This is a genomic window from Cupriavidus necator, from assembly GCF_016127575.1.
GTDB classification, from domain to species: Bacteria; Pseudomonadota; Gammaproteobacteria; order Burkholderiales; family Burkholderiaceae; genus Cupriavidus; species Cupriavidus necator_D.
Map to the genome: position 1 here is coordinate 1,218,605 of NZ_CP066019.1, position 22,465 is coordinate 1,241,069.

The 22,465-nt window shown below is 67.6% G+C and carries 26 protein-coding genes; 11 read left to right on the top strand and 15 right to left on the bottom strand.

Annotated elements, in window-relative coordinates; genetic code table 11:
• Window positions 1–3 precede the first annotated feature (3 nt).
• Window positions 4–597, bottom strand: a complete 594-nt coding sequence (locus tag I6H87_RS24530) for a TetR/AcrR family transcriptional regulator (protein WP_011617038.1) — start codon at window positions 595–597, stop codon at window positions 4–6.
• Between the two features lie 162 nt (window positions 598–759).
• Between I6H87_RS24530 and I6H87_RS24535 the strand changes: the two genes are divergently transcribed.
• From I6H87_RS24535 to I6H87_RS24555, 5 genes are all read left to right on the top strand, one after another.
• Window positions 760–1,527, top strand: coding sequence for an SDR family NAD(P)-dependent oxidoreductase (locus I6H87_RS24535; protein WP_011617039.1), 768 nt, complete (start codon window positions 760–762; stop codon window positions 1,525–1,527).
• 234 nt (window positions 1,528–1,761) lie between these two features.
• Entirely contained in the window at window positions 1,762–3,108 is a 1,347-nt protein-coding gene (locus tag I6H87_RS24540) for an MFS transporter (protein WP_010812485.1), read from the top strand.
• Between the two features lie 81 nt (window positions 3,109–3,189).
• Window positions 3,190–4,305: an NADH:flavin oxidoreductase/NADH oxidase gene (locus I6H87_RS24545; RefSeq protein WP_010812486.1), complete on the top strand. Its 1,116-nt coding sequence runs from the start codon at window positions 3,190–3,192 to the stop codon at window positions 4,303–4,305.
• A 29-nt stretch (window positions 4,306–4,334) separates the two neighbouring features.
• Window positions 4,335–4,757 carry a VOC family protein gene (locus I6H87_RS24550; RefSeq protein WP_011617040.1) on the top strand — a complete coding sequence of 141 codons (423 nt, stop codon included), beginning with the start codon at window positions 4,335–4,337 and terminating at the stop codon, window positions 4,755–4,757.
• Window positions 4,758–5,021: 264 nt separating this feature from the next.
• Window positions 5,022–5,189: a hypothetical protein gene (locus I6H87_RS24555; RefSeq protein ID WP_010812488.1), complete on the top strand. Its 168-nt coding sequence runs from the start codon at window positions 5,022–5,024 to the stop codon at window positions 5,187–5,189.
• A 234-nt stretch (window positions 5,190–5,423) separates the two neighbouring features.
• Here the strand turns inward: I6H87_RS24555 and I6H87_RS24560 are convergent, their stop codons facing one another.
• The 3 genes from I6H87_RS24560 to I6H87_RS24570 form a co-directional block, all read right to left on the bottom strand.
• Window positions 5,424–7,058, bottom strand: a complete 1,635-nt coding sequence (locus tag I6H87_RS24560; protein ID WP_037025481.1) for a hypothetical protein — start codon at window positions 7,056–7,058, stop codon at window positions 5,424–5,426.
• Between the two features lie 499 nt (window positions 7,059–7,557).
• Entirely contained in the window at window positions 7,558–8,199 is a 642-nt protein-coding gene (locus I6H87_RS24565) for a hypothetical protein (RefSeq protein ID WP_010812490.1), read from the bottom strand.
• 121 nt (window positions 8,200–8,320) lie between these two features.
• Complete coding sequence (locus I6H87_RS24570) at window positions 8,321–9,025, bottom strand: Crp/Fnr family transcriptional regulator (protein WP_041688066.1); 705 nt, start codon at window positions 9,023–9,025, stop codon at window positions 8,321–8,323.
• A 268-nt stretch (window positions 9,026–9,293) separates the two neighbouring features.
• Between I6H87_RS24570 and I6H87_RS24575 the strand changes: the two genes are divergently transcribed.
• The gene (locus tag I6H87_RS24575; protein WP_011617043.1) at window positions 9,294–10,928 is read left to right on the top strand and encodes an acyl-CoA synthetase; all 1,635 of its coding nucleotides are present in this window, start codon (window positions 9,294–9,296) and stop codon (window positions 10,926–10,928) included.
• A gap of 29 nt (window positions 10,929–10,957) precedes the next feature.
• On the opposite strand, the gene I6H87_RS24580 is transcribed toward I6H87_RS24575, so the two are convergent.
• The 3 genes from I6H87_RS24580 to I6H87_RS24590 form a co-directional block, all read right to left on the bottom strand.
• Window positions 10,958–11,203, bottom strand: a complete 246-nt coding sequence (locus I6H87_RS24580; RefSeq protein ID WP_231881500.1) for a DUF6566 family protein — start codon at window positions 11,201–11,203, stop codon at window positions 10,958–10,960.
• Between the two features lie 51 nt (window positions 11,204–11,254).
• A complete protein-coding gene (locus I6H87_RS24585; protein ID WP_010812494.1) occupies window positions 11,255–11,533 on the bottom strand; it encodes a hypothetical protein in 279 nt (92 codons plus the stop codon).
• 239 nt (window positions 11,534–11,772) lie between these two features.
• Window positions 11,773–12,021 (bottom strand): hypothetical protein, encoded by a 249-nt coding sequence (locus I6H87_RS24590; RefSeq protein ID WP_010812495.1) that lies wholly within the window; start codon window positions 12,019–12,021, stop codon window positions 11,773–11,775.
• A gap of 136 nt (window positions 12,022–12,157) precedes the next feature.
• Between I6H87_RS24590 and I6H87_RS24595 the strand changes: the two genes are divergently transcribed.
• Window positions 12,158–13,288 carry an AGE family epimerase/isomerase gene (locus I6H87_RS24595; RefSeq protein WP_011617044.1) on the top strand — a complete coding sequence of 377 codons (1,131 nt, stop codon included), beginning with the start codon at window positions 12,158–12,160 and terminating at the stop codon, window positions 13,286–13,288.
• A gap of 232 nt (window positions 13,289–13,520) precedes the next feature.
• Here the strand turns inward: I6H87_RS24595 and I6H87_RS24600 are convergent, their stop codons facing one another.
• The 5 genes from I6H87_RS24600 to I6H87_RS24620 all read right to left on the bottom strand — a co-directional run bounded on the left by I6H87_RS24600 (window position 13,521) and on the right by I6H87_RS24620 (window position 16,535).
• Complete coding sequence (locus I6H87_RS24600) at window positions 13,521–13,754, bottom strand: hypothetical protein (protein ID WP_010812497.1); 234 nt, start codon at window positions 13,752–13,754, stop codon at window positions 13,521–13,523.
• Between the two features lie 97 nt (window positions 13,755–13,851).
• Entirely contained in the window at window positions 13,852–14,220 is a 369-nt protein-coding gene (locus I6H87_RS24605) for a hypothetical protein (RefSeq protein ID WP_010812498.1), read from the bottom strand.
• A 60-nt stretch (window positions 14,221–14,280) separates the two neighbouring features.
• Entirely contained in the window at window positions 14,281–14,973 is a 693-nt protein-coding gene (locus I6H87_RS24610) for an alpha/beta hydrolase (protein ID WP_011617045.1), read from the bottom strand.
• Window positions 14,974–15,062: 89 nt separating this feature from the next.
• Window positions 15,063–15,347 (bottom strand): hypothetical protein, encoded by a 285-nt coding sequence (locus I6H87_RS24615; protein WP_010812500.1) that lies wholly within the window; start codon window positions 15,345–15,347, stop codon window positions 15,063–15,065.
• A 183-nt stretch (window positions 15,348–15,530) separates the two neighbouring features.
• Window positions 15,531–16,535, bottom strand: coding sequence for an alpha/beta hydrolase (locus I6H87_RS24620; protein ID WP_011617046.1), 1,005 nt, complete (start codon window positions 16,533–16,535; stop codon window positions 15,531–15,533).
• Window positions 16,536–16,913: 378 nt separating this feature from the next.
• Between I6H87_RS24620 and I6H87_RS24625 the strand changes: the two genes are divergently transcribed.
• From I6H87_RS24625 to I6H87_RS24640, 4 genes are all read left to right on the top strand, one after another.
• Window positions 16,914–17,309: a hypothetical protein gene (locus I6H87_RS24625; protein WP_010812502.1), complete on the top strand. Its 396-nt coding sequence runs from the start codon at window positions 16,914–16,916 to the stop codon at window positions 17,307–17,309.
• A gap of 270 nt (window positions 17,310–17,579) precedes the next feature.
• Window positions 17,580–18,146 (top strand): TetR/AcrR family transcriptional regulator, encoded by a 567-nt coding sequence (locus tag I6H87_RS24630; RefSeq protein WP_010812504.1) that lies wholly within the window; start codon window positions 17,580–17,582, stop codon window positions 18,144–18,146.
• Window positions 18,147–18,559: 413 nt separating this feature from the next.
• The gene (locus tag I6H87_RS24635) at window positions 18,560–19,180 is read left to right on the top strand and encodes a hypothetical protein (RefSeq protein ID WP_011617047.1); all 621 of its coding nucleotides are present in this window, start codon (window positions 18,560–18,562) and stop codon (window positions 19,178–19,180) included.
• A gap of 209 nt (window positions 19,181–19,389) precedes the next feature.
• A complete protein-coding gene (locus I6H87_RS24640) occupies window positions 19,390–19,977 on the top strand; it encodes a TetR/AcrR family transcriptional regulator (protein ID WP_011617048.1) in 588 nt (195 codons plus the stop codon).
• Here I6H87_RS24640 and I6H87_RS24645 read toward each other — a convergent pair.
• From I6H87_RS24645 to I6H87_RS24655, 3 genes are read right to left on the bottom strand one after another with little or no spacing between them, the layout of a single operon-like run.
• Window positions 19,963–20,724, bottom strand: a complete 762-nt coding sequence (locus I6H87_RS24645; RefSeq protein ID WP_010814088.1) for an alpha/beta fold hydrolase — start codon at window positions 20,722–20,724, stop codon at window positions 19,963–19,965. The two genes, I6H87_RS24640 and I6H87_RS24645, sit on opposite strands and share 15 nt — an antisense overlap.
• Window positions 20,721–21,743 carry a M14 family zinc carboxypeptidase gene (locus I6H87_RS24650; RefSeq protein WP_011617049.1) on the bottom strand — a complete coding sequence of 341 codons (1,023 nt, stop codon included), beginning with the start codon at window positions 21,741–21,743 and terminating at the stop codon, window positions 20,721–20,723. The genes I6H87_RS24645 and I6H87_RS24650 overlap by 4 nt, the downstream gene beginning before the upstream one ends.
• Before the next feature lie 4 nt (window positions 21,744–21,747).
• A complete protein-coding gene (locus tag I6H87_RS24655) occupies window positions 21,748–22,449 on the bottom strand; it encodes an HAD family hydrolase (protein ID WP_010814090.1) in 702 nt (233 codons plus the stop codon).
• Between the last annotated feature and the right edge of the window lie 16 nt (window positions 22,450–22,465).

Here is a 22,465-nt window from a genome sequence, read left to right on the forward strand (position 1 = left end):
GGTTTAGGCGGTGCTGCCCAGCAGGCGGCTCCGCACCGCATTCAGCATCTCGTCGGAGAGCGGATCGCCGTCGGCGGCACGCGCCAGCGTAAGGGCGCCGACCAGCAGGGCCATGCGCACCAGCGCTTCATCGTGGCGCAGCTGGGGGTCATCGGATTCAACGGTCTGCGCCATGTCGTCCACCAACGCGCGCAAGCCTTCCACGTAGGCCTGGCGCACGGGCTTGCCGGCCGGCTCGCGGGCCACGTCCACGGCCAGCGCCGCGGCGGCACAACCCACGCCCGGGTTGGCGCAATGCGCGGCGGTCAGGTAGGGCTCAACCAGGTTGGCCAGCATGGCCTTGCGGTCGCCATCGGCGCGGGCCAGGCGGCGTTCCCAGCGGGCGGTCGATTCTTCAAACGCGCGCTTGCAGGCCTGCGCGGCCAGCGCGTCCTTGGAGGCGAAGTGGCCATAGAAGCCGCCATGGGTCAGGCCCGCGTCGGCCATCAACTCGGCCACGCTGACGCCATTCAGTCCGCGTTCGCGGAACAGGCGCGACGACGCCTGTTCGATCGCCTCGCGGTTCTTGTCGGTTTGTTCGCGTGATGCGCGTGCCATCTGAAGACCTCTTCGGGATTTATGCCTTGACCGGAGTTTAGATGATGCCCATACTTTATTCAATAGATGATTGTCATCATCTATGTGCAGTCTCCCTTTCGCCGCATTTGTGCCGATGTGTGTCCAGGTGCCGGCTCCCAATCTTCACAGGAGTGATCAGTCATGCAGAACCTCTTCGACCTTGGCGGCCGCGTTGCCGTCATCACCGGCTCCACCCGTGGCATGGGCCTGGAAATGGCGCGCGCGCTTGGCGCGGCCGGCGCCGCCGTGGTGGTGTCCGGGCGCGATGCAGGCGCGGCGCGCGACGCCGCCAGTCAGCTGGAGGCCGAGGGCATCCGCGCCACCGGCATCGCCTGCGATATCGCCGATGTCGACAGCGTGCGCGCCTTCGCGGAGCAGGCGCTGGCCGCGTATGGGCGCGTCGATGCACTGGTGCTCAATGCCGCCGCGAGCGGCCAGCCCGGATCGATGCTGAGCCAGGGACCCGAGGTGTTCGATGCGGCCATGGCGGGCAATGTGCGCGGCAACCTGGTGCTGGTGAACGCCCTGGCGCCGCAGATGATCAGTCGCCATGACGGATCCATCATCTTCATGTCGAGCATTGCCGCCAAGCGTGGCTCTGCCTTCCTGGGGATGTACAGCGTGACCAAGGCCGCCATCGACCAGGCGGTACGCAGCCTGGCGCTGGAGCTGGGGCCGTCCGGCATCAACGTCAACGCAATCAATCCCGGCCCGGTGCGCACCGAGTTCTCGCGCGACGCGCTGTGGGGCGATCCGGAGCGCGAGGCGCGGCTGGCTGCGGGCGTGCCGATGCGGCGCATCGGCGAGGCCAGCGATGTCGCGGGTCTTGCCGTCCTGCTGGCGGCACCGGCCGGGCGCTTTATCCACGGGCAGAGCATCGGCGTGGATGGCGGGCTGTCGGCGCAGTAACCCCGTGCCGTGGCGGGCGGCCGATGCTCAGTGTCATTGGCCGGGCGGAGGCGAAATGTGCATACATAGGAACGCGCCTTCAGCACGTTGAAGGGTTTTCCCGTATCGTCTTGACCTGACGTTCACCATGCCTTGCGTGCAGCCCTCGCACCACTAGTCCCGGCATGGCGGCAACCGGTAAAGACAGTGTCCAGCACAGCACCTCTCCAATCCGCTTCCACCGCGGACGCCGCGATGACTTCGCGCGAGCGCCGCGGCATGGCCGCCATCCTCATCGCCGTCGCCCTTGCCACCCTGGATACCGCGATCGCCAACACGGCGCTGCCGTCGATCGCGGCGGACCTGCGCGCCACGCCGGCCGCGTCGGTGTGGGTGATCAATGCCTACCAGCTGGCCATGGTGTCGACGCTGCTGCCGTTCGCGGCGCTGGGCGGCGTGGTGGGCCACCGGCGCATCTACCTTGGCGGCGTGGTGCTGTTCACCGCCGCCTCCGTGGTGTGCGCGCTGGCGTGGTCGCTGCCGACGCTGGCGGCGGCGCGTGTGCTGCAAGGCATCGGCGCGGCGGCAATCATGAGCGTCAATACGGCGCTGATCAGCGCGATCTTCCCCACGCACCGGCTCGGGCGCGGGCTGGGGCTCAATGCGCTGGTAGTGGGCGTGTCGTTCGCGGTGGGCCCCACCGTGGCCTCGGTGATCCTGTCATTCGGCACGTGGCCGTGGCTGTTCGCCGTCAACCTGCCGATCGGCCTGCTCGCGCTGGCGATCGGGCGCGGCTCCTTGCCGCAGACGCCGCGCAGTGCGCATGGGTTCGACCGCGTCGCGGCGGGGCTCAGCGTGGTTGCCTTTGCCGCGCTGGTCCTTGCGCTGGGCGAAGGTGCGCAGCGCGCGCCGCTGCATCTGTCGCTGGCCGCGGCGGGCATCTTCATGGTGACGTTCGGCCTGCTGCTGTGGCGCGAGCGCGGCCATCCGGCGCCGATGCTGCCGGTGGACCTGTTCCGGCGGCCCATGTTCGCGCTGTCGACGCTGACCGCGGTGTGCTCCTTCGCCGCGCAAGGCCTGGCCTTCGTCTCGCTGCCGTTCTACTTCCAGCACGTGCTCGGGCGCGGGCAGGTCGAGACCGGTTTCCTGCTGACCCCGTGGTCCGTCGTGGTGGCGCTGATCGGGCCGCTTGCCGGGCGCCTGTCTGACCGCTACCCGCCGGCCGTGCTCGGCGGCGTGGGGCTGGCGGTGCTTAGCGTTGGCATGCTGTCGCTGGCCATGCTGCCGGCCGACCCCAGCGCGCTTGATATCGGCATCCGCATGTGCATCTGCGGTGCGGGTTTCGGCTTCTTCCAGTCGCCCAACCTCAAGGCGTTGATGACGAGCGCCCCGCGCGAGCGCAGCGGTGGCGCCAGCGGCGTGGTGGCCACGGCGCGGTTGCTGGGGCAGGCCACGGGTGCAGCACTGGTGGCGCTGTGTTTTGGCATTGCCGGGGACCACGGGCCGGGGTTGGCCCTGGCGCTGGGCGCGGGCTTCGCCGGGCTGGCCGCGATCGCGAGCTGGCTGCGCCTGGCAGCGCGCGATCCGTTGGCGGCGTCGTAGCGGCGCGGCCGGGCCGGCAGCAATTCCGGCGCCGGCCTAGAATCGATATTTCCTGTCCGATCCCTGCATGGAGCAGCACGCATGAGCTTTCTGTTCGAACCGCTCGCCATCGGCGATCTCACCCTCGCCAACCGCATCATCATCGCCCCGATGTGCCAGTACTCCGCGCGGGACGGCAACGCCGGCGACTGGCACATGATCCACCTCGGTTCGCTGGCGCTGTCCGGCGCCGGCATGCTGATCGTGGAAGCCACGGCAGTCTCGCCCGAAGGGCGCATCACGCCGCAGGACCTGGGCCTGTATTCGGACGAAAACGAGGCGGCGCTTGGCCGCGTGGTCAAGGCGATGCGCGCGCATTCGCCGATCGCCATTGCGATCCAGTTGGGGCATGCCGGCCGCAAGGCGTCGAGCCAGGCGCCATGGGATGGCGGGCAGCAGATCGCGCCGGATGCGCCTGGTGGCTGGCATGCGGTGGCGCCTTCCGCGGTACCGCATGGCGCGGAAGAAGTCGCGCCTGCCGCGCTGGACCGTGCCGGCATGGACAAGGTGCGCGACGACTTTGTCGCGGCGGCAAGGCGTGCGGCGCGGCTTGGGTTGAACGGGATCGAGATCCATGCCGCGCACGGCTACCTGCTGCACCAGTTCCTGTCGCCGCTGGCCAACCATCGTGACGACGAATACGGCGGCAGCCTGGAGAACCGCATGCGGTTCCCGATCGAGGTGTTCGACGCGGTGCGTGAGGTGTTCCCGGCTGAGCGTCCGGTGTGGATGCGTATTTCCGCAACCGACTGGGTGCCGGGCGGATGGGATATCGAAGGCACGGTGGCGTTGTCGAAGGCTCTCAAGGCGCGCGGCTGTGCGGCGATCCATGTGACCACCGGCGGCGTGTCGCCGCAGCAGGCGATCAAGCTCGGGCCCGGCTACCAGGTGCCGTACGCGCAGCGCGTAAAGGCCGAGGTTGGCCTGCCGACGATTGCGGTGGGCCTGATCACTGAGCCGGAGCAGGCCGAAGCCATCATCGCCAACCACGAAGCCGACGCGGTGTCGCTGGCCCGTGCCATGCTGTATGACCCGCGCTGGCCCTGGCATGCGGCCGCGCGGCTGGGCGCAAGCGTGCAGGCGCCGAAGCAATACTGGCGGTCGCAGCCGCGCGAACTGAAAGACCTGTTTGCCGATGCGGCTTTCGGGCAGCGCTAGGCTGCCGGTCGATACAGGAGGAACCCGCCATGAGACCCCGGATTACGCTGATCACGCTGGGTGTCGATGACCTGCAGCGTGCGGTGCGCTTCTATCGCGACGGCCTGGGACTGCCCACCGCAGGCATTGTCGGCGAGCAGTTCGAGCACGGCGCCGTGGCCTTCTTCGACCTGCAGGCCGGATTGAAGCTCGCGGTCTGGCCGCGCACCAGTCTTGCGCATGACACCGGACTGCAGCTGACACCGCGCGCGCAGACGGATTTCTCGCTGGCGCATAACGTCGGCGACAAGGCGGAAGTGGATGCGGTGATGGCCCAGGCGCTGGCCGCGGGCGCCAGCGTGGTCAAGCCGGCGCAGGATACGTTCTGGGGCGGGTACGCCGGCTATTTCCAGGATCCCGACGGGCATCTGTGGGAAATCGCCTGGAATCCTGAGATGTTGCCCGCGGATTAAGGACCGGCGCGATGCGCGCCTTGCGCACGCCCCGTTCCTTCTATCAAGACCTTGCCTTGCGGCGCTGCATCATGACTGGTGCAGTGCCGCAAAGGGATTTCCATGATTGCCACGCTCCGTCGAAGTGGTGACTATCATTTCAACAGACAGCCATAGCATGCTGGCGACGGAGCGCCCCCACGCATTCCCGGAAGACCCCCGCATCACGCCCCGTCGGCAGCCCACCGAAGTAAAGCAATAAGAACAATGGCAAGGGAGACATCCATGCAAGTCTATGACAGCCTGCTGTATGTGACTGCGATGGTGCTGGTGTGTTTGTATGTGTATCTGGGCGTGCTGTCCCGCAGCACGGCGATCCGGCTGGGTTCCCCGGCGATCGTTGCGGGGCTGGTGCTCGCCTATTCGCTGTCCCCGCTGCACTCGGGCGGCTGATGCCGCCGGCCCCCGGCTGAGCGGGGGTTCTGCTGATTCTACCGCGGCCGCCGCCTGACGGTCGGGGTTGCCTTCGCCCTGCGTGATCGAGTCGCGCGGCAGCGTATCGATCGCTGCCGGCAAGTCCTGCGGTAGCACCGGTTGTGCAGCCCAACGAAAAAAATGCCGGCGCCGCAAGGCGACACCGGCTTGAATCGCTGTCCGGACGCAGCAGTCCGGCGACTTGCAGCGGAGTTACAGACGGTTGACCGAGATGCTGAAGAACCGGCGAGCCGTATTCACGCCGATCGCCACATTCAGGCCCGTGTTGCCAATCGACATGCTGATGGCCTCACTACCGCCGCTGTTGTTGGGCGTCGGGGCACGGTAGCGCAGCCCGTCGAGCGGGGTGTTCACCTTCCAGGTGTCCACCCGTCCGTCGTCGCGCTCGCGCGTGTACGTGTTTGCCTGGGCATCCACCGCGGTGACCTTGACCGTGGAGGCCGTCGTCGTGCTGATGCCATCGGCCGTGGCGGAGTTGCTGTCCACCGGAAGAATGCTCGTGTCCCAGAACGAACTGGTCGCGCCCACGGCAGGCAGCGCACGGGCGATCCGTCTGGTGGCCATCGTGAATCCGTCACCGTGGGTGAAGACGATGACCAGTTGCCCGTCGGTGCCCTTGAACGCGTAGGCCCGCTCAACACCACCGTCCTGTTCGGTGAGGTTCAGCCCGCCATCGGGGTTGAGCGTGATGGTGGGAAATTCATCCGGCAGCCATGCCGAGCACGAATCCAGGCCCGAGCAATCTGCGCCGGCGGTCACCTTGCCCGCGGCATCCAGGCTGAAGTTCACGCGCGACGCCGCGTACGGCGACGGGCCATCGCGCTCATAGCCAAGACCATTCCAGTCGCCAGCCAGGTCGGCCAGGGCCAGTGCCTGGGCAGGAATCAGCAGGGCGGGCAGGCGGTTGACCGTGCCAGCCGGAGGCAGCACCACGCTCAGGCCCGACTTGGAGACCAGCACGGTGTCGGTGCCTGCGGTGAAGCGGCAGGCTTCCGATGCGTCGGCGGTGAAGGTGGTCACGTCGGTGCCCAGCTTGAACTGCAACGTGGCGGCGTCCATTTCGCCGGCTTCTCCAATCGGCGTGCCCAGTTCCACGACGTGGTACTTGCCGGTCTTCAACCCGGCGCAGGTGGCCGCTGCCGGTTGCAGTGCGGTCTGGACTGCCGCTGCGCCGGCATTGGCAGCGACTGCTGAAGAAAGCTCAGCCAGCGTGGTCTTGGATGCCTCCAGGCGATCGCCCAACTGGTCCAGCAGCTGGTCCTGCGCATTGCCCGCGTTGGCGCCGTTGGCGGCCACCAGCGGATCCTTGACCGGGTCGATGCTGGAAAGGTCGACCACGCCCGTCAGCACCAGGCGCACGGCGCCGATGGCACTGGTTACGTTGTCGGAGGTGAGCCTGGCTTGCGCGTTCGCATCGAACTGCTCGAAGAAGGCATCGGTGTTGCCCTGTGCCAGTGAAGCGGTGACCAGCTCGGTCAGCGGCGTGATGTTGGCCGTCGCGGTGGTGCCGGTGCCGGCTTCGACCACGGAATGCAGCGTGGTGCCGTCAGGCGCCGTGACGCTGAGCACGCAGGGACGCGTCGCGCCTTCGATGCTGATGGTGAAGCTGCCGTCCGCCGCGGTGGTGGCGGTGCCGCTGCCCGATGCGCACTTGGCCTGCACGGCGGCATTGCCCAGTGCGGCGCCAACTGCGGCGGTGCCACTGATCCTGGTGGCGGCAGGTGCCGCCGTGGTGGTGGTCGGCGCGGTCGAACCGCCATCGCCGCCTCCGCATGCAGACAGGACCGCCGTCGCCAGACCCGTCAAGAACAGTTGTTTTGTTTTCATCCCGTTTCGCCCTGTATGGTTTTTGTTCTGGCGGAGTCCTGCGGTGGTCGATATCCGGCTCATGCAGGCCCCGCCCGCAGGGTGGCTGACCCGCCCCGCGAGGCGAGTCTGCGTGATAGGGGGGATGGGGCCAACCCGAGTTCAGGCGATTGACAAACTGTCGGGAGTGTGTGGGCAGAGGCTGCTGCGGCAACGCTGCAGGATGGCTGTCACGTGCCTGGCTGCCGTGGTTGCATTCATTGGTCTGGCGGAAAAAAGAAAAGCCGGTGCCGCAGGGCGGCACCGGCTTGGTTCGTGTCCGGGCGCGGGGTGCCCGGATTCACGGTTGGGGGCGAGGTTACGGGCGGCCGACCGAGATATCGTAGAACAATCCGTTCACGCCGATGCCGAGGGTCAGGGCGGTATTGCCCGGGATCAGCGAAATCATTGCCGATGCATTGCTGGTTGCTGCGCGCGGTGGTTGACAAACTCCGCGCCATGTGACGCCCAGGCCGCTGCGTCAGGCGGCCGTCGGCACAAGGCCGGGCCAGGTGGCAGTGGGCGCTGTGGTGCGGCTGCCTGCCCGGCAATCTTCCACCAGGCGCGCCGCATCGATGCCGAACCAGTTCTGCCAGCTGCGCGCCAGCGCGCTGCCGGAACGCAGGCCGGCATGCGCCGCCAGCACGTCCAGCGAAGACACCGGGCCGGCGGCGGCCAGCGCGTGCAGGGCATGGGCGGCGCGTTGCTCGCGCAGCAGCGGGTGCAGCGCCTCGCCTTCGGCGAAGAGCCGGGCGCGCACCTGGCGGGCCGGCACCTGCCATTGCGCGGCCAGGCGCTCGACATTCCAGTCGGTATCGGGGCGGGAAAAGACCAGGCCGGCAAAGCGGCGCGACCAGGGCCTGTCGCCGGGCTTGCCGGCCAGGCGCGGGCATTCACTGTCCGGGACGGCAGTCAGGACGATGGCGCAAGGGTGCTGCCACGTGCCGGGCAGGTCGCAGTCGAAGTGGGCAAAGGCGTGGACCACGAACGGGTCGCCGGGCCGCACCTCGCGCCGCGCATTGGCGTCGCGCAGGCTGGCCGTGCCGTGCAGGGCTTGTACCTGCACGGCAAAGGGGAAGCGCAGGCGGGCAAAGCGGACGTGGTGACGGCTGACAAGCGGCATGCGGAAGACAACCCGGAAGCTGAGCGGGGGTGCGGCCGGTAACTGTCGCAGGATTCAACGGGCGGCGCAAGGCCGCGGACATCGTCCGTTTGATCGTTCACGGCGCCCGGTGACGGCGGCGTTACAGCTCGGACAGCCCGAAGTGGCGCAGCCGGGGCAGGTCGGTCACGCGGATGCTCTGGTAGGACAGGTGGACCATGCCGGCATCGGCCAGCCGGCGCAGCGCCTGGTTGACCCGCTGGCGCGACAGCCCGGTCAGCAGGCCGATCTCTTCCTGCGACAGCTCCAGCACGGGGCTGGTGCGCGGATACAGGTCCGGGTGGAACAGCTGCGCGATGGCCTGCGCCACGCGCGCATCGGCGCCCAGCAGGCGGTCGTTCTGCACGGTGGCGATGAACTGGCCCATGCGCTCATTGAGCTGGCGCACGACAAAGCTGGCGAACGGCAGGCTCTGCGCCAGCAGCGTATTGAACACCGGCTCTGGCACCAGCAGCACCTGCGAGTCACGGATCGCGATCACGTCATAGCGGCGGTCTTCGCGCTTGATCACGCTGCCTTCGCCGCACCAGCCGCCGGCGGGCACGCCGGAGAAGGTGCAGCCGCGCCCGTCGGGGGTGTACACCGCCAGCTTGATCAGGCCGCTGTCCACCCCGATCCAGTGGCGCGACGGCTCGCCGCGCCGGGCGATGAAGGCGCCCGCGGCAAAGGACTGGAGCAGCGTTTCGCGCGCGGCCAGCGCCTGGTGTTCCGGCGCCAGGGCACCGAACCAGGCATGGCCGGCAAGGACTGCGGCAGGGGCGGAAATCGGGTCTGCAGGTTCGCTCATGGCATGGACGCGCGGCTCGGGCCGGGTCCCTGTAAGAATCGTGTAAGCCTTGCCTGGCGCGGGTTTGCGGCAGGTTTGTCGTCTCGGCGACAGTGCGCCAGCGTGTGCGATGATAGCCTTGTGCCAGAAAAAGTGACAGCGCCGGATGGCGCGGACAATGGTCACCTCGCCCCGGACATCGCTGCACCCATGCAGCGCATTGACAGCATCACGCGGCCTGTTGCGCGGCCCTGCCGCCAACGCCGCCAGATACGCGGAGACACAAGCAATGCCCACCGATTTCGACAGCGGCCTGGCCCGCAACGCGGCCAACTTCGTGCCGCTTACGCCCATCGACTTCCTGGTCCGCGCCGCCGAGGTGTACGGCCAGCGCCTGGCCATCGTGCACGGCCCGCTGCGCCAGAACTGGCGCGACACCTATGCGCGCGCACGGCGCCTAGCCAGCGCGCTGGCGCGTGCCGGCATCGGCAAGGGCGATACCGTGGCCGCGCTGCTGCCCAATACGCCGGCCATGGTGGAGGCGCATTTCGGCGTGCCGATGGCGGGCGCCGTGCTCAATGCGCTCAATATCCGCCTCGACGCCGCCAACCTGGTCTTCATGCTGCGCCATGGCGAGGCGCGCGTGCTGCTGGCCGATACCGAGTTTGCCGACCTGGCGCGCCAGATGGCGCTGGAGATCCCCGGCCTGAAGGTCATCGCCGTGCATGACGTGCTGGGCCCGCAGGAGGCGCCGTTCGGCGACACCGATTACGAAGCCTTCCTCGCCTCGGGCGACTCGGACTACGCGTGGCACATGCCGGCCGACGAGTGGGAAGCCATCGCGCTGAACTACACCTCGGGCACCACCGGCGACCCCAAGGGCGTGGTCTACCACCACCGCGGCGCGGCCATCAATGCCGTGTCCAACATCCTCGAGTGGGATTTGCCCAAGCACCCGGTCTACCTGTGGACGCTGCCGATGTTCCACTGCAATGGCTGGTGCTTCCCGTGGACCGTTGCCGCGCGCGCGGGCGTCAACGTGTGCCTGCGCAAGTTCGAGCCCAGGCTGGTATTCGACCTGATGCGCGAAGAGGGCGTGACCCACTACTGCGCCGCGCCGATCGTGCATACCGCGCTGGTCAATGCGCCCGCCGCGTGGCGCGAGGGCGTGCGCGGCCCGGTGCGCGGCATGGTGGCCGGCGCGCCGCCGCCGGCCGCGGTGCTGGCGCAGATGGAGGCGATGGGGTTCGAGCTGACCCATGTCTATGGCCTGACCGAGGTCTACGGCCCGGCCGCGGTCTGCGCCGAGCAGGATGACTGGAGCACGCTGTCCGAGCAAGACCGCGCGGTCAGGAAGGCGCGTCAGGGCGTGCGCTATCACCTGCAGTCGCAGGTGGCGGTGCTCGATCCCGATTCCATGCAGCCGGTGCCGGCCGATGGCGAGACCATCGGCGAGATCATGTTCCGCGGCAATATCTGCATGAAGGGCTACCTCAAGAACGAGAAGGCCACGCGCGAGGCCTTTGCCGGCGGCTGGTTCCATACCGGCGACCTGGGTGTGTGCATGCCCGATGGCTATATCAAGATCAAGGACCGCAGCAAGGACATCATTATTTCCGGCGGCGAGAACATCTCCAGCGTTGAGGTGGAGGACGCGCTCTACCGGCATCCCGCGGTGCTGGCCGCCGCAGTGGTGGCGCAGCCCGATGCCAGGTGGGGCGAGACCCCATGCGCGTTTGTCGAACTGAAGGACGGCGCCAGCGTCAGCGCGGAAGAACTGATCGCGCATTGCCGCACGCTGCTGGCGGGCTTCAAGGTGCCCAAGGCGGTCTACTTCGGGCCGCTGCCCAAGACCTCGACCGGCAAGATCCAGAAGTTCGAGCTGCGCCGCAAGGTGAAGTCGGATTCGGCGATCGACGTTTGATGGGCTGAAGCGGCGCTGGTGCAGCGCCGCTATTGCAGCGCCGCGTCCTCGGCATCGTGCAGGCCGGCGATGTGCGTGTCGATGGCCTCGCGCCCCCAGGCAATGCCCGCGCGCGTGGCGTCGGTGGCGCAGCCAAAGCGCGTCTGCGCGGCCGGGCAGGGCAGCGCCAGCTTGCTGCCGTGATGCCAGATCTCCGCGCGCAGCGTCCACCACCCGTCATGCTGGCCGCCATAGCGCAGCGCCGCGACATGGATGCGGTGGCCGCGGTATGTCACGTTCTGGTCATGCCATCCGCTGGGCATAGACGTGAGGCGCGCCGGGGCAACTCAACGCGCCCGCATCTCGGCGGGGTTGCCGGGTTTGGGCGGGCGGTGCCAGTCCTGGTCGATGTCCGGGAACACCTCACATTCACCCCGCACGATGTTTTCAATGGTGGCGCATACGCATTCGGTGCCGCGCGGCCCCACGCAGACCAGGCTGCGCGGATGGTCGGTGTGCTGCGGGATGGCATAGACACGCATGCCCTCGCGGAAGAGGGGATGCTTGGTGAGGCGCTCGTTCATCAGTTCAACGAAGCGCTGGGGAGTGACGACCGGCTTATCCATTGCATGCTCCTGCGGCCTTGCCCACCGTGCCCGTTTCTAGGGGCGGCATGGCGACCAGGTCAGTTAAGGCCAGGAATATGACAGGCAGGTGGCAGGAAGCGCCCCGGGCAGCATACGTTGCCCGGGCGTGGCCGGAACGGAAAACCGCAGGTAAATGCATACCCTGCGTTGCCACTGCCACGCTTCCAGACTAGGACACGCGGCACGTAGTGCAAGTGTTGCGCGATGCCGTGGGGGCTTCAGGTGGCGTGCAGCTCGCCTGCGGCGCGCGGACCGTTCAGTATGCCGTTGCCGGCGGCCCAGCAGGCGGCCTCGGCCTCTGCGCGGGAACCGTAGGTGGATGGCGCTGCGACGGTGCAATCCTCGTCGGCGGCGCCACAGCGTTCTTCCATGACGATGCGCCAGGTGAACTGGCCGGGTGCATCTTCAAGGACGTGAAGCACCAATGTGCGGTGATCGTCAGTCAGCGTGAGGGGCAAAGTCGACATGGCTGTCTCCCGTTCGCGGGTGGGCGCCATTGATGCTAGCAAGAGGTCGCCGCAAATGCCATGACTGTCTTGCGGCCGCGGCATGGCAAGATACGGCCTTTGCGGCCTTCGCCGCGCCTGTACTTTCCGCCAGACCATGCCCATCTCGCCTGAGCTCAACCAAGGGGTCGCCGCCCTGACGGCACATTACGATGCCACCGTGCTGCCGCTGTGGACCGCCAGCGGCTGGAACGGCGACCTGCTGCTGCCCTACGAGGCACTCGACGGCGCCAGTGCCGCGCCGTTGGCGCCGGCCCGCTATCGCGCCATGGCATGCGCCCGCCAGCTCTATGTGTTCTCGCTGGCCGGCAACCATGCGCATGCCGATACGCTGTTCGGCTCGCTGCAGGCCTACTTCGGCAATGGCGAGGGCGCGTGGCTCTACAGCGTCGACCCGGCCGGCACGCCGCTCGATGCCACGCGCGACCTCTATACGCATGCCTTCGTGATCTTCGCCTGCGCCAACTATCATGCGCGGCGCGGCAATCCCGATGCGCTCGACGTGCTCGATGAAACCGTCGATGTCGTCGAGGACCTCTTCGGCGACGAACAGGGCCTGTACCACGCCGCGCTTACCGAGCATTTCCGGCCCAAGGGCGCCGGCGTGCTGCAGAACCCCATCATGCACCTGACCGAGGCCTACCTGGCCGCGCTGGATGCGACCGGGGACGAATGGTATGCCGAACGCCTGCGCGAGATCGCGATGGCGGTGCATGAGCGCTTTGTCGATCCGGCCAGCGGCTGCATTGCCGAGCTGCCCCAAGGCAGCCCCGGCAACCGCATCGAGCCGGGCCACCAGTTCGAGTGGTTCTCGCTGGTGGCAGGCAGGCCGTCGCTGCTCGGCGACCTGCCGCTGGCCGATACGCTGCGCCAGGCCTTTGCCTTTGCGCAGCGGCACGGCGTGGTGCCGTCGACGCAGGGCGTCAGCGCGGCACTGAACGCCGATGGCTCCATGCTGGACGATACCCAGCGCATCTGGGCGCAGACCGAATATGCGCGCGCGCTCGCCGTGCATGGCGCGCCGGAGTCGCTGGCGGCGCTGGAAGCCTGGACGCAGCAGTTCCGCAGCCGCTTCCTGCACGATCACGGCTGGCATGAATGCCTGGCGCGCTCGGGCAGCGTGGTACGCGCCGAAATGCCTTCGACCTCGCCGTACCACCTGGCGACGTCCTACTCGGCGCTCGCCGCGCTGGCCGGCGTGGCGTGGCCGGCATTGCCAGGGGCTTAGGCCACCCTGCGCCAGGCGGTGCGGCAGCACGATGCGCTGCTGCGGGGCGTTTGTGGCGGCACAGGCCCTGCAGAGGCAGCCGCGTAGGCGGCTACCGCGCTCTTATCAATTCTTTGCAGTCGTCGGTGGACACCGCGCCTACACTCAAGCCCGCGCTCCGGCACGTGCTGTTGTTCTTCTTAACCACTGGTCGTCGTTCTGAAGTTACGGGCCGGGGCGCACCCGATGCGGCTCAGCGCCGCGCGCCCAGGGCCTGCGACAGCCGCTCCGGCTGTTGAGCGGCCGGGGACGCAGCGTGGGTCTGGATCAGGCCTGCGCCGGCGGGCTTCACCCGGACGGCCATTTGCTCGACCCTTTTGGCGGCCTGGGTCTCGGCGTGGTCATTCAGGATCAGGCACAGCAGTGTCAGCAAGGCTGCTGCGATCATGCTCAGCGCGATCCAGGCCAGGCAGTGCTTGCGTTCCATGGTAGGCGGGAGGGGGGCGTCATCAGTGCGCGAAGTTTACGCGCCCGCGCGCAATGCAATTGTCAATCTTTGCAAACGCCGGCCGCCGTCCGGCCCGCTATTCCGTCACGCCGTTTTCATGCAGCAGCCGCTCGCATTCTTCCAGCATGTCGTAGGCAAACGCAGACTGGTAGTTGGGATCGAGGGCTTCCATCATTTCGTGCGCGGCGTACAGGCCGGCCTCGCGTGACAGGGTCTCAGCCAGCTGGCGTGCAAACTGGTCGCTCAGTTCCGACAACAGGCGCCGCTCGGACAGCGGCAACTGCAGCTTCGAGCGCGACAGCCATTCGCCGGCCAGCGTCGCACCCTGGGCGTCGGTCATCCACTGGCGGTGTTCATAGTAGGCCGACAGCCGTTCGGCAGCGAGTGCGAACAGCAGTGCCTTGCGGGTATTGAAATCGATCCTGGGGAGTGGGGCGAGGGTCATGCTTGCGGCGTGGTGCGATGCGCGGCGCAGCGGCCGGCAATCATCTTGTCGGGGAGCGGATCAGGACTGCGCGGTGGCTGCCTGCGCAAAGCGCGCTGCCAGCCAGGCGCCGATGGCGGCGATCTCTTCCAGGCAGACCGAATGGCCCATCGGATAGGTGCTCCAGGTCACCGGGTGCTGCCGCGCCTGCACGAAATCGCGGGCGGCGACGCCCAGCTGCAGCGGCACCACGTCGTCCTGCGTGCCATGGGCGGCGAACACGGGCGTGGTGGCGTTGGCGGCGCTGACCTCGGCCGCCAGCGCTTTCGGCGCAGGGATGTAGGTGGACAGCGCGACGATGCCGGCCAGCGTCTCGGCATGGCTCAGCCCGGCGGTGTAGGCAATCGCGCCGCCCTGCGAGAAGCCTGCCAGCACGATGCGGTGCGTGGGGATGCCACGGGCGTTCTCGCGCGCAATCAGTGCGCGAATGGCTTCGCAAGAGGCACGGATGCCGGCTTCATCGGCGCGTCGCCCGGATTCATCGAGGGAATAAATGTCATACCAGGCCGGCATGACATACCCGCCGTTGCAGGTCACGGGGATAGCCGGCGCGTGCGGGAAGATAAAGCGCACGCCGGGCGCTGCGGGCAGGCGCAGCTCAGGCACGACCGGGGCGAAATCGCTGCCGTCGGCGCCCAGCCCATGCATCCAGATGACGGCGCAGGCGGGATTGGGCGCGGTTTCGAATTCGATCGCGGGCAGCAGTTCGCTCATGGGGCTGGTTCCTGTGGATATGCGCCTGCGCGCCGCACGGGCGCCAGGCAGCGCGAGTATCGCACAGGTCGGGGCCTGTCCCGGCTGCGTCAGGCCGCGGACGGAACGATAGGGACCGTGGTGAGGCCAGGCGTGCGTGCCGGCAGCTCCGGCATCGCAGGCGGCGTGGCGCGGCGCTTGTCGACCACGTCTTCCACGCCCTTGGCCGCGACGTCTTCCAGGAACGCCACCATGTCGCGGTAGTAGGCCACCTGCATTTGCGCTTCGAGCAAGCGCCTTTCGGCCTGGAACAGCGTCAGCCTCATGTCTTGCAGTTCCCTCTCGGCGATTTTCTCCGGGGTCGGCGGACTGAACAGGTTTGCAAGCCAACGCATGGCAGTACCTCCAGTGCTGTCAACGGCGAAATAGCGATGCTCGTGCCATGGGGACCAATATAGACAAGAATTCGGCAAAAAGTCTCTCGGGCATCTCGCCGTGGCGCCTCGCCCACAAGGATGATTGCCGGTGGCGGACGTCTGCGGTAGATTGTTCGGCCATGGTCCGGCCGTCCCGCGACCCTACTGCCTGCGCTCGCCGCTTGCTGTCGCCAATGTGCCTGTGCGACTGGTCGATGTGCCTGCCTGATCCGCGTTGCCAGGCGGATCGCCTTCATATTTCGCGTCGTTTCCTGCCAACAGTGCCTGCATGGCATCGCCGTCCTGCGCGCGCACAAAGCGCAGGATCGGCGGCCAGAATGCCTCGATATGTTCTGGCAGGATGGCTGCGTCATGCGGCATGGCGTCCAGCATCACCAGCGCATGCAGATGCCTGGCCGCACGGGCCACGCGTTCCGCGTGGGGTGGGACGATCACCGCGTCGTCCCGGCTGTGCACCACCAGCAGCGGCCGCTCCAGCCGGCTGGCACGCGCAGCGTTGTTCCACGGATCCGGCAGCAGCCACGCGGCCCATGCGGGTATGCGCCCGGTCTGCACTGCGGCCAGGCGCGCCGAACTGAAGCCCGCCGCAATGACATAGCCGTCGGGCTGCGGATCGAAGCGCTGCGCCACCTCCAGCAGGATGCCGGATCCCAGCGAATGCCCCAGCACCACGCGCCGTTTTGCCTGCGGCGTGGCTGCCAGGAATTGCCGGTAGGCGGCCAGCGCATCCTCGCGCAGGCGGCGCACGCTTGGCCGCCCGCTGCTGCGGCCGTAGCCGCTGTAGTCGAAGACGTAGGAGGCGATGCCCGCGCCCGCCAGCATGGCCTGGACCGGGGCCCAGTCGGGCAGGCTCTCATTGTCGCCGTGGCACACCATCAGCGCTGGCGCTTCGGGGTCCGCGGCCGGCATGAAGGCGGCGTGCAGGATGCGATTGCCGCTGGCGAACGTGGCATGGCGCACCGTCAGGGCTGAAATGTCGGGTGCTGCCGCGTCCTTTGTTTCATCCGTCGGCGTGACAAAGGCTTTGCGTTCTACCGCACGAAACAGTAGATGCCGCGCAACACCCGCGGCCACGGCGAGTGCCGCGGCGGTGGCGAGCCAGCGGTGGCGGGATTCCGGCTGAGCGGGGCGGGGGCCTTCAGGCATGGCGAGTTTCGGGATGGCGTTCCCTTCAGGCTAGCAGGCCATCGGCGTCCGGGTGAAGAAAAGTTCATTCGCACGCATGCCTTAAGTGGATTCGCAGCCATATCGTGCAGCGTCGGCAGGCGGCTATCGGCCCGATAGAAAACTTTTGCCTTGACTATCTACCTAGTAGTAGATAGCATTGAGTCCATGGCACCGCTGCACCGCCGGAAGCAAGCAAGAGCGGGCGGAAAAGTGGCGATCCCATCGCAAGACCGGCATGGTCATTTTTTTAGCACCTGTCATCTATCTACTGGTAGATGCGGCTCGAAAGAGTGACCCTGCCACAGCCACTGATACCGAATTGAAGCGATCCCGAAACATCGCACCCAGGAGCCCATCATGAATGCCAAGTTCGCCAAGACCCTGATCACCGCCGCCACCCTTGCCGCCGCACTGGCAGGTGGCGTGGCGCAAGCCGCCAGCGTGCAAGACAACACCTCGGCTGGCGACAAGTACGGCTACAGCTACCGCGCCGGCAAGTTCGACACCTTCACGGAAGGTGCCCGCACCGGCAAGTTCGACCCGTTCACGGAAGGCGCCCGCGTCGGCAAGTTTGATCCGTACACCGACGGCGCCCGCGTCGGCAAGACCGATCCCTACACGGACGGGTACCGCACCGTAGCTGGCCTGGACCGTAGTGGCGTGTCGGCCGGGCCGGCCCGCAGCTTCGACCCGTACACGGACGGCGCGCGCGTCGGCAAGGCTGACCCCTACACCGACGGCGCCCTGGCTTGATTGCTGCCGGCTGAGGCCGGCGGCCAACAACTTTACGGCGGCGGTCACGCTGACTGCCGTCCGATGGAGTCCATCATGAGTTTGCGTGACAGTGTCCTGCTGCTTGGCGGATGGCTGGTGCTTTGCGTGACGAGTGGCTCGATGATCACCTTCGCCGCGCAGGTCCTGCCTGGTTAAAGCACATGCCTCAGATGCCCCGGGCTAGGGAATTACCCCAGCCCCGGGGCATTTCGGCTTGAGCGCCTATCTTCGCGTAGATAAACTGCTTTCATGAAAACGCAATCAGTACGCGAGCAACTGCTCGAGCACACCCTCGTCCTGATCCGCCGCCGCGGCTTCAACGGCTTCAGCTACCGCGACCTGGCGGAACTGGTGGGGGTCAAGACCTCCAGCATCCACTATTACTTCCCGTCCAAAGAGGACCTGGTACTGGAGGCGGTGAAGGAATACAGCGCCCGCCTGGCCGAGCGCATCCGCTCCATCGACACCAGTCTGCCGGTCGCCGAGCAGGCGGCCATCTACCTGGCGCCGTTCCGCGCCAGCTGCGGCTCGGACCAGATCTGCCTGTGCGGCATGTTGTCGACCGAGACGCTGTGCCTGCCGGAGTCCGTGCACAAGCTGCTGCAGGGCTTCTTCCTGATGAACGAACAATGGCTGGCCGGCCTGCTGGAGCGGGCTCAGCCGCAGCGCAGCACGCCGTTCCCGGTGCCGCCGGCGCGGCTGGCACAGGTGGTGTTTGGCTCGCTGCAGAGCGGGCTGATTGCGGCACGCCTGTTCGGGACCTCCGACCGGGTGGAAGCCGCTGCGGATACGCTGATGGCCGCCGTCGCCGGCTAAGGTTTTCGCGCAATATCAGTGGCGCGTCTGAAGCCGTCATGTGGCGCAAGCTGCATGGCGGCTTTTTTATTTGCAGACAGCCGGTCGGCCGCCGGCGCTTCGGAATCGGTGATAAGCGCTTTTAAAACAACGAGATAGAGCCAGAAAAGGCATAGGCTATCGGGCCGATAGAAATGTTTTTCCTTGACTCTCTACCTAGTAGTAGATAGTATTTGACTCATGGAAGCGCTGCACCGCCGGCAACAAGCAAGACAAGGCGAAAACGTGGCGGTCCCATTGCATGACCGGAGGCGGTCATTTTTTCGAGGCCGAGTATCTATCTACTAGTAGATGCGGAATCGAAAAAAACGATCTGCCACAGCCACTGATACCGAATTGACGCGATCCCGAAACATCGCACCCTGGAGCCCATCATGACCAAGATCACCAAGACCCTGATTACCGCCGCCACCCTTGCCGCCGCGCTCGCGGGCGGTGTTGCGCAAGCGGCCAGCGTGCAGGACAGCACCTTCACCGGCGACAAGTACGGCTACACCTTCCGCACCGGCAAGTTCGACACCTTCACGGAAGGCGCCCGCACCGGCAAGTTTGATCCGTTCACCGAAGGCGCGCGCGTTGGCAAGGCCGATCCCTACACCGATGGTGCCCGCGTTGGCAAGGCTGATCCCTACACCGACGGTGCCCGCACGGTAGCGGGCCTGGACCGCAGCGGTGTCTCGGCCCAACCGTCGCGCAGCTTCGACCCGTACACCGATGGTGCCCGCGTTGGCAAGCCCGATCCCTACACCGACGGTGCCCGCACGGTAGCCGGCCTGGACCGCAGCGGTGTTTCGGCCCAACCGTCGCGCAGCTTCGACCCGTACACCGATGGTGCCCGCGTTGGCAAGCCTGATCCCTACACCGACGGTGCCCGCACGGTAGCCGGCCTGGACCGCAGCGGTGTTTCGGCCCAACCGTCGCGCAGCTTCGATCCGTACACCGACGGTGCGCGCGTGGGCAAGGCTGACCCTTATACCGACGGCGCCATCGCCTGAGAGCCGGCCGGCGTAATGCCGGCCATTGAAAACCGCCGGGCCGCCTGGGTGCGGCCCGTCTTCAGGAGTTGATCATGCGTTGGCGTGACACTGCGCTGATCCTTGGCGGATGGGTAGGGCTTTGCTTCGCAAGCGGGTCCCTCATCACGCTGATCGCACAAACGCTGCCGGCCTGAACGGCGCGGCAGCAAGACGATGGAGTTGATGCCATGAACACCCGATCCGTACGCGAGCAACTGGTCGAACATGCGCTGGTGCTGATCCGCCGCAGGGGGTTCAATGGCTTCAGCTACCGCGACCTGGCCGACCTGGTCGGGGTCAAGACCTCGAGCATCCACTATTACTTCCCGTCCAAGGACGACCTGGTGCTGGCAGCGGTGCGCGAATACGGCACCCGCAGGCGGGCGCGCCTGGATGCGATCGACGCCAGCCTGCCGCCCGCGGAGCAGGCGCGGCAATACCTTGCGCCTTTGCGCGCGGGTGCCGGCACCGACCAGGCTTGCCTGGTGGGCATGCTGTCGGCCGACGTGCTGATGCTGCCGGACGCGGTGCGCGCCGCGATGCAGGACTTTATCCGGCTCAATGAGCAATGGCTGGCCAGCTTGTTCGAGCGCGCCGCGGCGCAGCGCAAGTCGCCCTATCCGATTCCGCCGCAGCAGCTGGCGCAGGTGGTGTTCGGGGCGTTGCAGAACGGCTTGATCAGTGCGCGGCTGTTTGGCACGCCGGACCGGCTCGATGCCGCGGCGGCGCTGCTGACCAGCGCCATGCCGGCGGAGCAGGCCTTAGCCGCCGCTTAGTGTCAGTATCACCGAGCCGGCGACGGCATTGCACAGCCACTGCGGGTCATCGTGGGGCAGGTCATGCCCGGCCCAGTGGTGCGTCAGCAACTGCGCGTCCCAGGCTTGCGCGATGCGCGCCGAGCACACCGGGTTGACCAGGCGGTCTGCCGCCGAGGCAAGCAGCAGCGCCGGGCAGCGCGGCGCACTGGCGGGAGCGCGATAGCGGGCAGCGGCCAGCAACTGTGCCAGCGCGGCTTGGCGGCTCACCGGCGCGTCGGCGGCAATGGCCTGCCAGGTCTCGAGATCGCGTGCCAGCGTATCGGTGCGGGCACAGGTGATGGCATGGATGGTCCGCTCGCAGTACGCGCGGTCCTGCCAGCGCTGCGCCACGCGCAGCAGCTTGCCCCAGTTGCGCGGCCGCAGGCGCTGTGCGGGCGTGCAGAACGGCCGCATGCTGGTATTGACCAGCACCAGGCCGCCGACTTCCTCCGGATAGGCGCTGGCCCACTCGGTCGCGGCCATCGCACCCAGCGACATCGCCAGCACGCGGTAGGGGCCGTGCGCGCCGGTGGCCGACAACTGGCGCCGCACCGCGGTGACCATCTCAGGCACGCTCCACGGCGCCGGCTGCGCCGACAGCGCGCCGTTGCCGGGCAGGTCGGGCAGCAGCGGCCGGCCCAGCCCGGCCGCTTCCCAACGCGCCGGCAGGCTTCCCCAGTGGCGCGATTCCCGCGTCAGTCCCCGCAAGAATACCCATCGGCTCATGGCGGCGGCTCCGTCTGCCAGTGTGCGCGTGCCTGCAGCAGCAGGTCGTCACGCTGCGCGCCGCGCGGCCGCCAGCGATCCGGCGCAAAGGCCACGCGGCCCAGGAAGTCGAACAGGCTCACGTGCCGGCGCAGCACGCGCGCGGTGCGGTGCGCCTTGATCGGGTTGAAGATGCCCTCGCGCGAGAACAGCTGGCGCGGGTTCTTCTTGATCCACAGCCACGAGCCCAGTTCCAGCGTCATCGGCAGGAACAGGTTGCCGTGCGGCGTCAGGTCATAGGCATGGTCCCACAGGTCGCCGTGCAGCAGGTACTGGTGGCTTTGCGGCTCGAAGGTGTAGCCGTGGTGCGGGTGGGCCTGCTCGAACAGCGTCTTGAGCAGGTACATCTCGGGCAGGTGCGCCATCGGCCGGCGCGTGCCCGCGTACGGAAACCAGATACTGTCGCGCCAGCCGTAGCCTGAATGGCAGTCCACCGCAAAGCTGAGCGGGCGCGGCAGCAGTTCTTCCTGCACCACGCGCAGCAGCGCGCGGCTTTCCGCTTCCATCGGCGCGCCCGCCGGGCCGCGGTACCAGGGCAGCCAGGCGCCGATGCGCTGGCCGCCGGCCAGGAAGGGCACACGCGCATCGGCGTCCTGCGGGCCATTGCGCATCAGGTCGACGCCGTTGGGGTTGGCGCGGGTGCCGGCCCACATGCCGCCGGGGTTGACGATCGGCATGAATACCAGCCGCACCGACTGCAGTTCGCGGTGCAGCAGCTCGTCCCACGCCAGCCGGCTCAGCACCGAGCGCAGGTAGTCCAGCACCAGCTGCGTGCCGATGCGTTCCAGCCCGTGGATGCCGCCGAAGATGCCGATCGCCGGCGCGCCCGGATCGCGGCTGCCGAGCGTGGCGACATGGACGCCGAAGCGATGGCCCTGCACCATGGTTTCGCAGACCACCCGCGTATCCAGCACGTGGCTGCCCGTATCCAGCAAGGCCAGCAGCTGGTCGTACTCGGGGAAGCCGGCGTGCGGATGCATGGGCTCAGGCGGTCGGCACGCCGGCCGTGCCGAACAGGTGCAAGACCGGCCAGCCGCGTGCCTCGGCCGCGTCCCGCAGCGTCGAATCCGGATTGACGGCGACCGGGTGGCCAACGCTTTCTAGCAGCGGCAGATCGTTGCGGGAGTCGCTATAGAAGGTGGCCTGTGCCAGCGCCGTGTGCGCAATGCCCAGCGTGTCGAGCCACGCCAGCACGCGCAGCACCTTGCCAGGCCCAAAGGCCGGCACGCCGGCCAGCGCGCCGGTGAACTCGCCGTGCGCATCGTGTTCCGCCTCCACCGCCAGCAGGTGCGGCACGCCCAGCTGGCGCGCGATCGGCTCGGTGACAAAACGGCAGGTGGCGGTGACGATGCAGCACAGGTCGCCGGCGGAGAGGTGGCGGGCCAGCAGGTCGCGCGCCGCCGGCTGGATGGCGGGCACGATCACTTTGCGCATGAAGTCCGCGCGCCACTGCGTCAGTCGTTCACGCGGATGGCGCGCCAGCAGGCCCAGGGCAAAGCGCGCATGGGCGGCAAAGTCCAGCCGCCCCGCCTGGTAGGCCGCCAGCCAGCGCGTGTTGTGCGCATCGATTTCGGCAGCCTCGGCGCCGCCCACGGCAACGAGGTAGCGAGCCCATTCATACTCGCTGTCGAGCGGCAGCAGGGTGTGGTCGAGGTCAAACAGGGCGAGGCGGGGGGCAGCGGGCATGCGGGATAGCTCAGTT

Bases quoted from the DNA above. Each gene is read 5' to 3' on its own strand.
- I6H87_RS24530 (WP_011617038.1), bottom strand. From the start codon at position 597: ATGGCACGCGCATCACGCGAACAAACCGACAAGAACCGCGAGGCGATC.
- I6H87_RS24600 (WP_010812497.1), bottom strand. From the start codon at position 13,754: ATGGAACGCAAGCACTGCCTGGCCTGGATCGCGCTGAGCATGATCGCA.
- I6H87_RS24650 (WP_011617049.1), bottom strand. From the start codon at position 21,743: ATGCATCCGCACGCCGGCTTCCCCGAGTACGACCAGCTGCTGGCCTTG.
- I6H87_RS24565 (WP_010812490.1), bottom strand. From the start codon at position 8,199: ATGCCGCTTGTCAGCCGTCACCACGTCCGCTTTGCCCGCCTGCGCTTC.
- I6H87_RS24575 (WP_011617043.1), top strand. From the start codon at position 9,294: ATGCCCACCGATTTCGACAGCGGCCTGGCCCGCAACGCGGCCAACTTC.
- I6H87_RS24630 (WP_010812504.1), top strand. From the start codon at position 17,580: ATGAAAACGCAATCAGTACGCGAGCAACTGCTCGAGCACACCCTCGTC.
- I6H87_RS24545 (WP_010812486.1), top strand. From the start codon at position 3,190: ATGAGCTTTCTGTTCGAACCGCTCGCCATCGGCGATCTCACCCTCGCC.
- I6H87_RS24585 (WP_010812494.1), bottom strand. From the start codon at position 11,533: ATGGATAAGCCGGTCGTCACTCCCCAGCGCTTCGTTGAACTGATGAAC.
- I6H87_RS24640 (WP_011617048.1), top strand. From the start codon at position 19,390: ATGAACACCCGATCCGTACGCGAGCAACTGGTCGAACATGCGCTGGTG.
- I6H87_RS24615 (WP_010812500.1), bottom strand. From the start codon at position 15,347: ATGCGTTGGCTTGCAAACCTGTTCAGTCCGCCGACCCCGGAGAAAATC.
- I6H87_RS24595 (WP_011617044.1), top strand. From the start codon at position 12,158: ATGCCCATCTCGCCTGAGCTCAACCAAGGGGTCGCCGCCCTGACGGCA.
- I6H87_RS24655 (WP_010814090.1), bottom strand. From the start codon at position 22,449: ATGCCCGCTGCCCCCCGCCTCGCCCTGTTTGACCTCGACCACACCCTG.
- I6H87_RS24560 (WP_037025481.1), bottom strand. From the start codon at position 7,058: ATGAAAACAAAACAACTGTTCTTGACGGGTCTGGCGACGGCGGTCCTG.
- I6H87_RS24605 (WP_010812498.1), bottom strand. From the start codon at position 14,220: ATGACCCTCGCCCCACTCCCCAGGATCGATTTCAATACCCGCAAGGCA.
- I6H87_RS24550 (WP_011617040.1), top strand. From the start codon at position 4,335: ATGAGACCCCGGATTACGCTGATCACGCTGGGTGTCGATGACCTGCAG.
- I6H87_RS24645 (WP_010814088.1), bottom strand. From the start codon at position 20,724: ATGAGCCGATGGGTATTCTTGCGGGGACTGACGCGGGAATCGCGCCAC.
- I6H87_RS24635 (WP_011617047.1), top strand. From the start codon at position 18,560: ATGACCAAGATCACCAAGACCCTGATTACCGCCGCCACCCTTGCCGCC.
- I6H87_RS24570 (WP_041688066.1), bottom strand. From the start codon at position 9,025: ATGAGCGAACCTGCAGACCCGATTTCCGCCCCTGCCGCAGTCCTTGCC.
- I6H87_RS24535 (WP_011617039.1), top strand. From the start codon at position 760: ATGCAGAACCTCTTCGACCTTGGCGGCCGCGTTGCCGTCATCACCGGC.
- I6H87_RS24590 (WP_010812495.1), bottom strand. From the start codon at position 12,021: ATGTCGACTTTGCCCCTCACGCTGACTGACGATCACCGCACATTGGTG.
- I6H87_RS24620 (WP_011617046.1), bottom strand. From the start codon at position 16,535: ATGCCTGAAGGCCCCCGCCCCGCTCAGCCGGAATCCCGCCACCGCTGG.
- I6H87_RS24555 (WP_010812488.1), top strand. From the start codon at position 5,022: ATGCAAGTCTATGACAGCCTGCTGTATGTGACTGCGATGGTGCTGGTG.
- I6H87_RS24610 (WP_011617045.1), bottom strand. From the start codon at position 14,973: ATGAGCGAACTGCTGCCCGCGATCGAATTCGAAACCGCGCCCAATCCC.
- I6H87_RS24625 (WP_010812502.1), top strand. From the start codon at position 16,914: ATGAATGCCAAGTTCGCCAAGACCCTGATCACCGCCGCCACCCTTGCC.
- I6H87_RS24540 (WP_010812485.1), top strand. From the start codon at position 1,762: ATGACTTCGCGCGAGCGCCGCGGCATGGCCGCCATCCTCATCGCCGTC.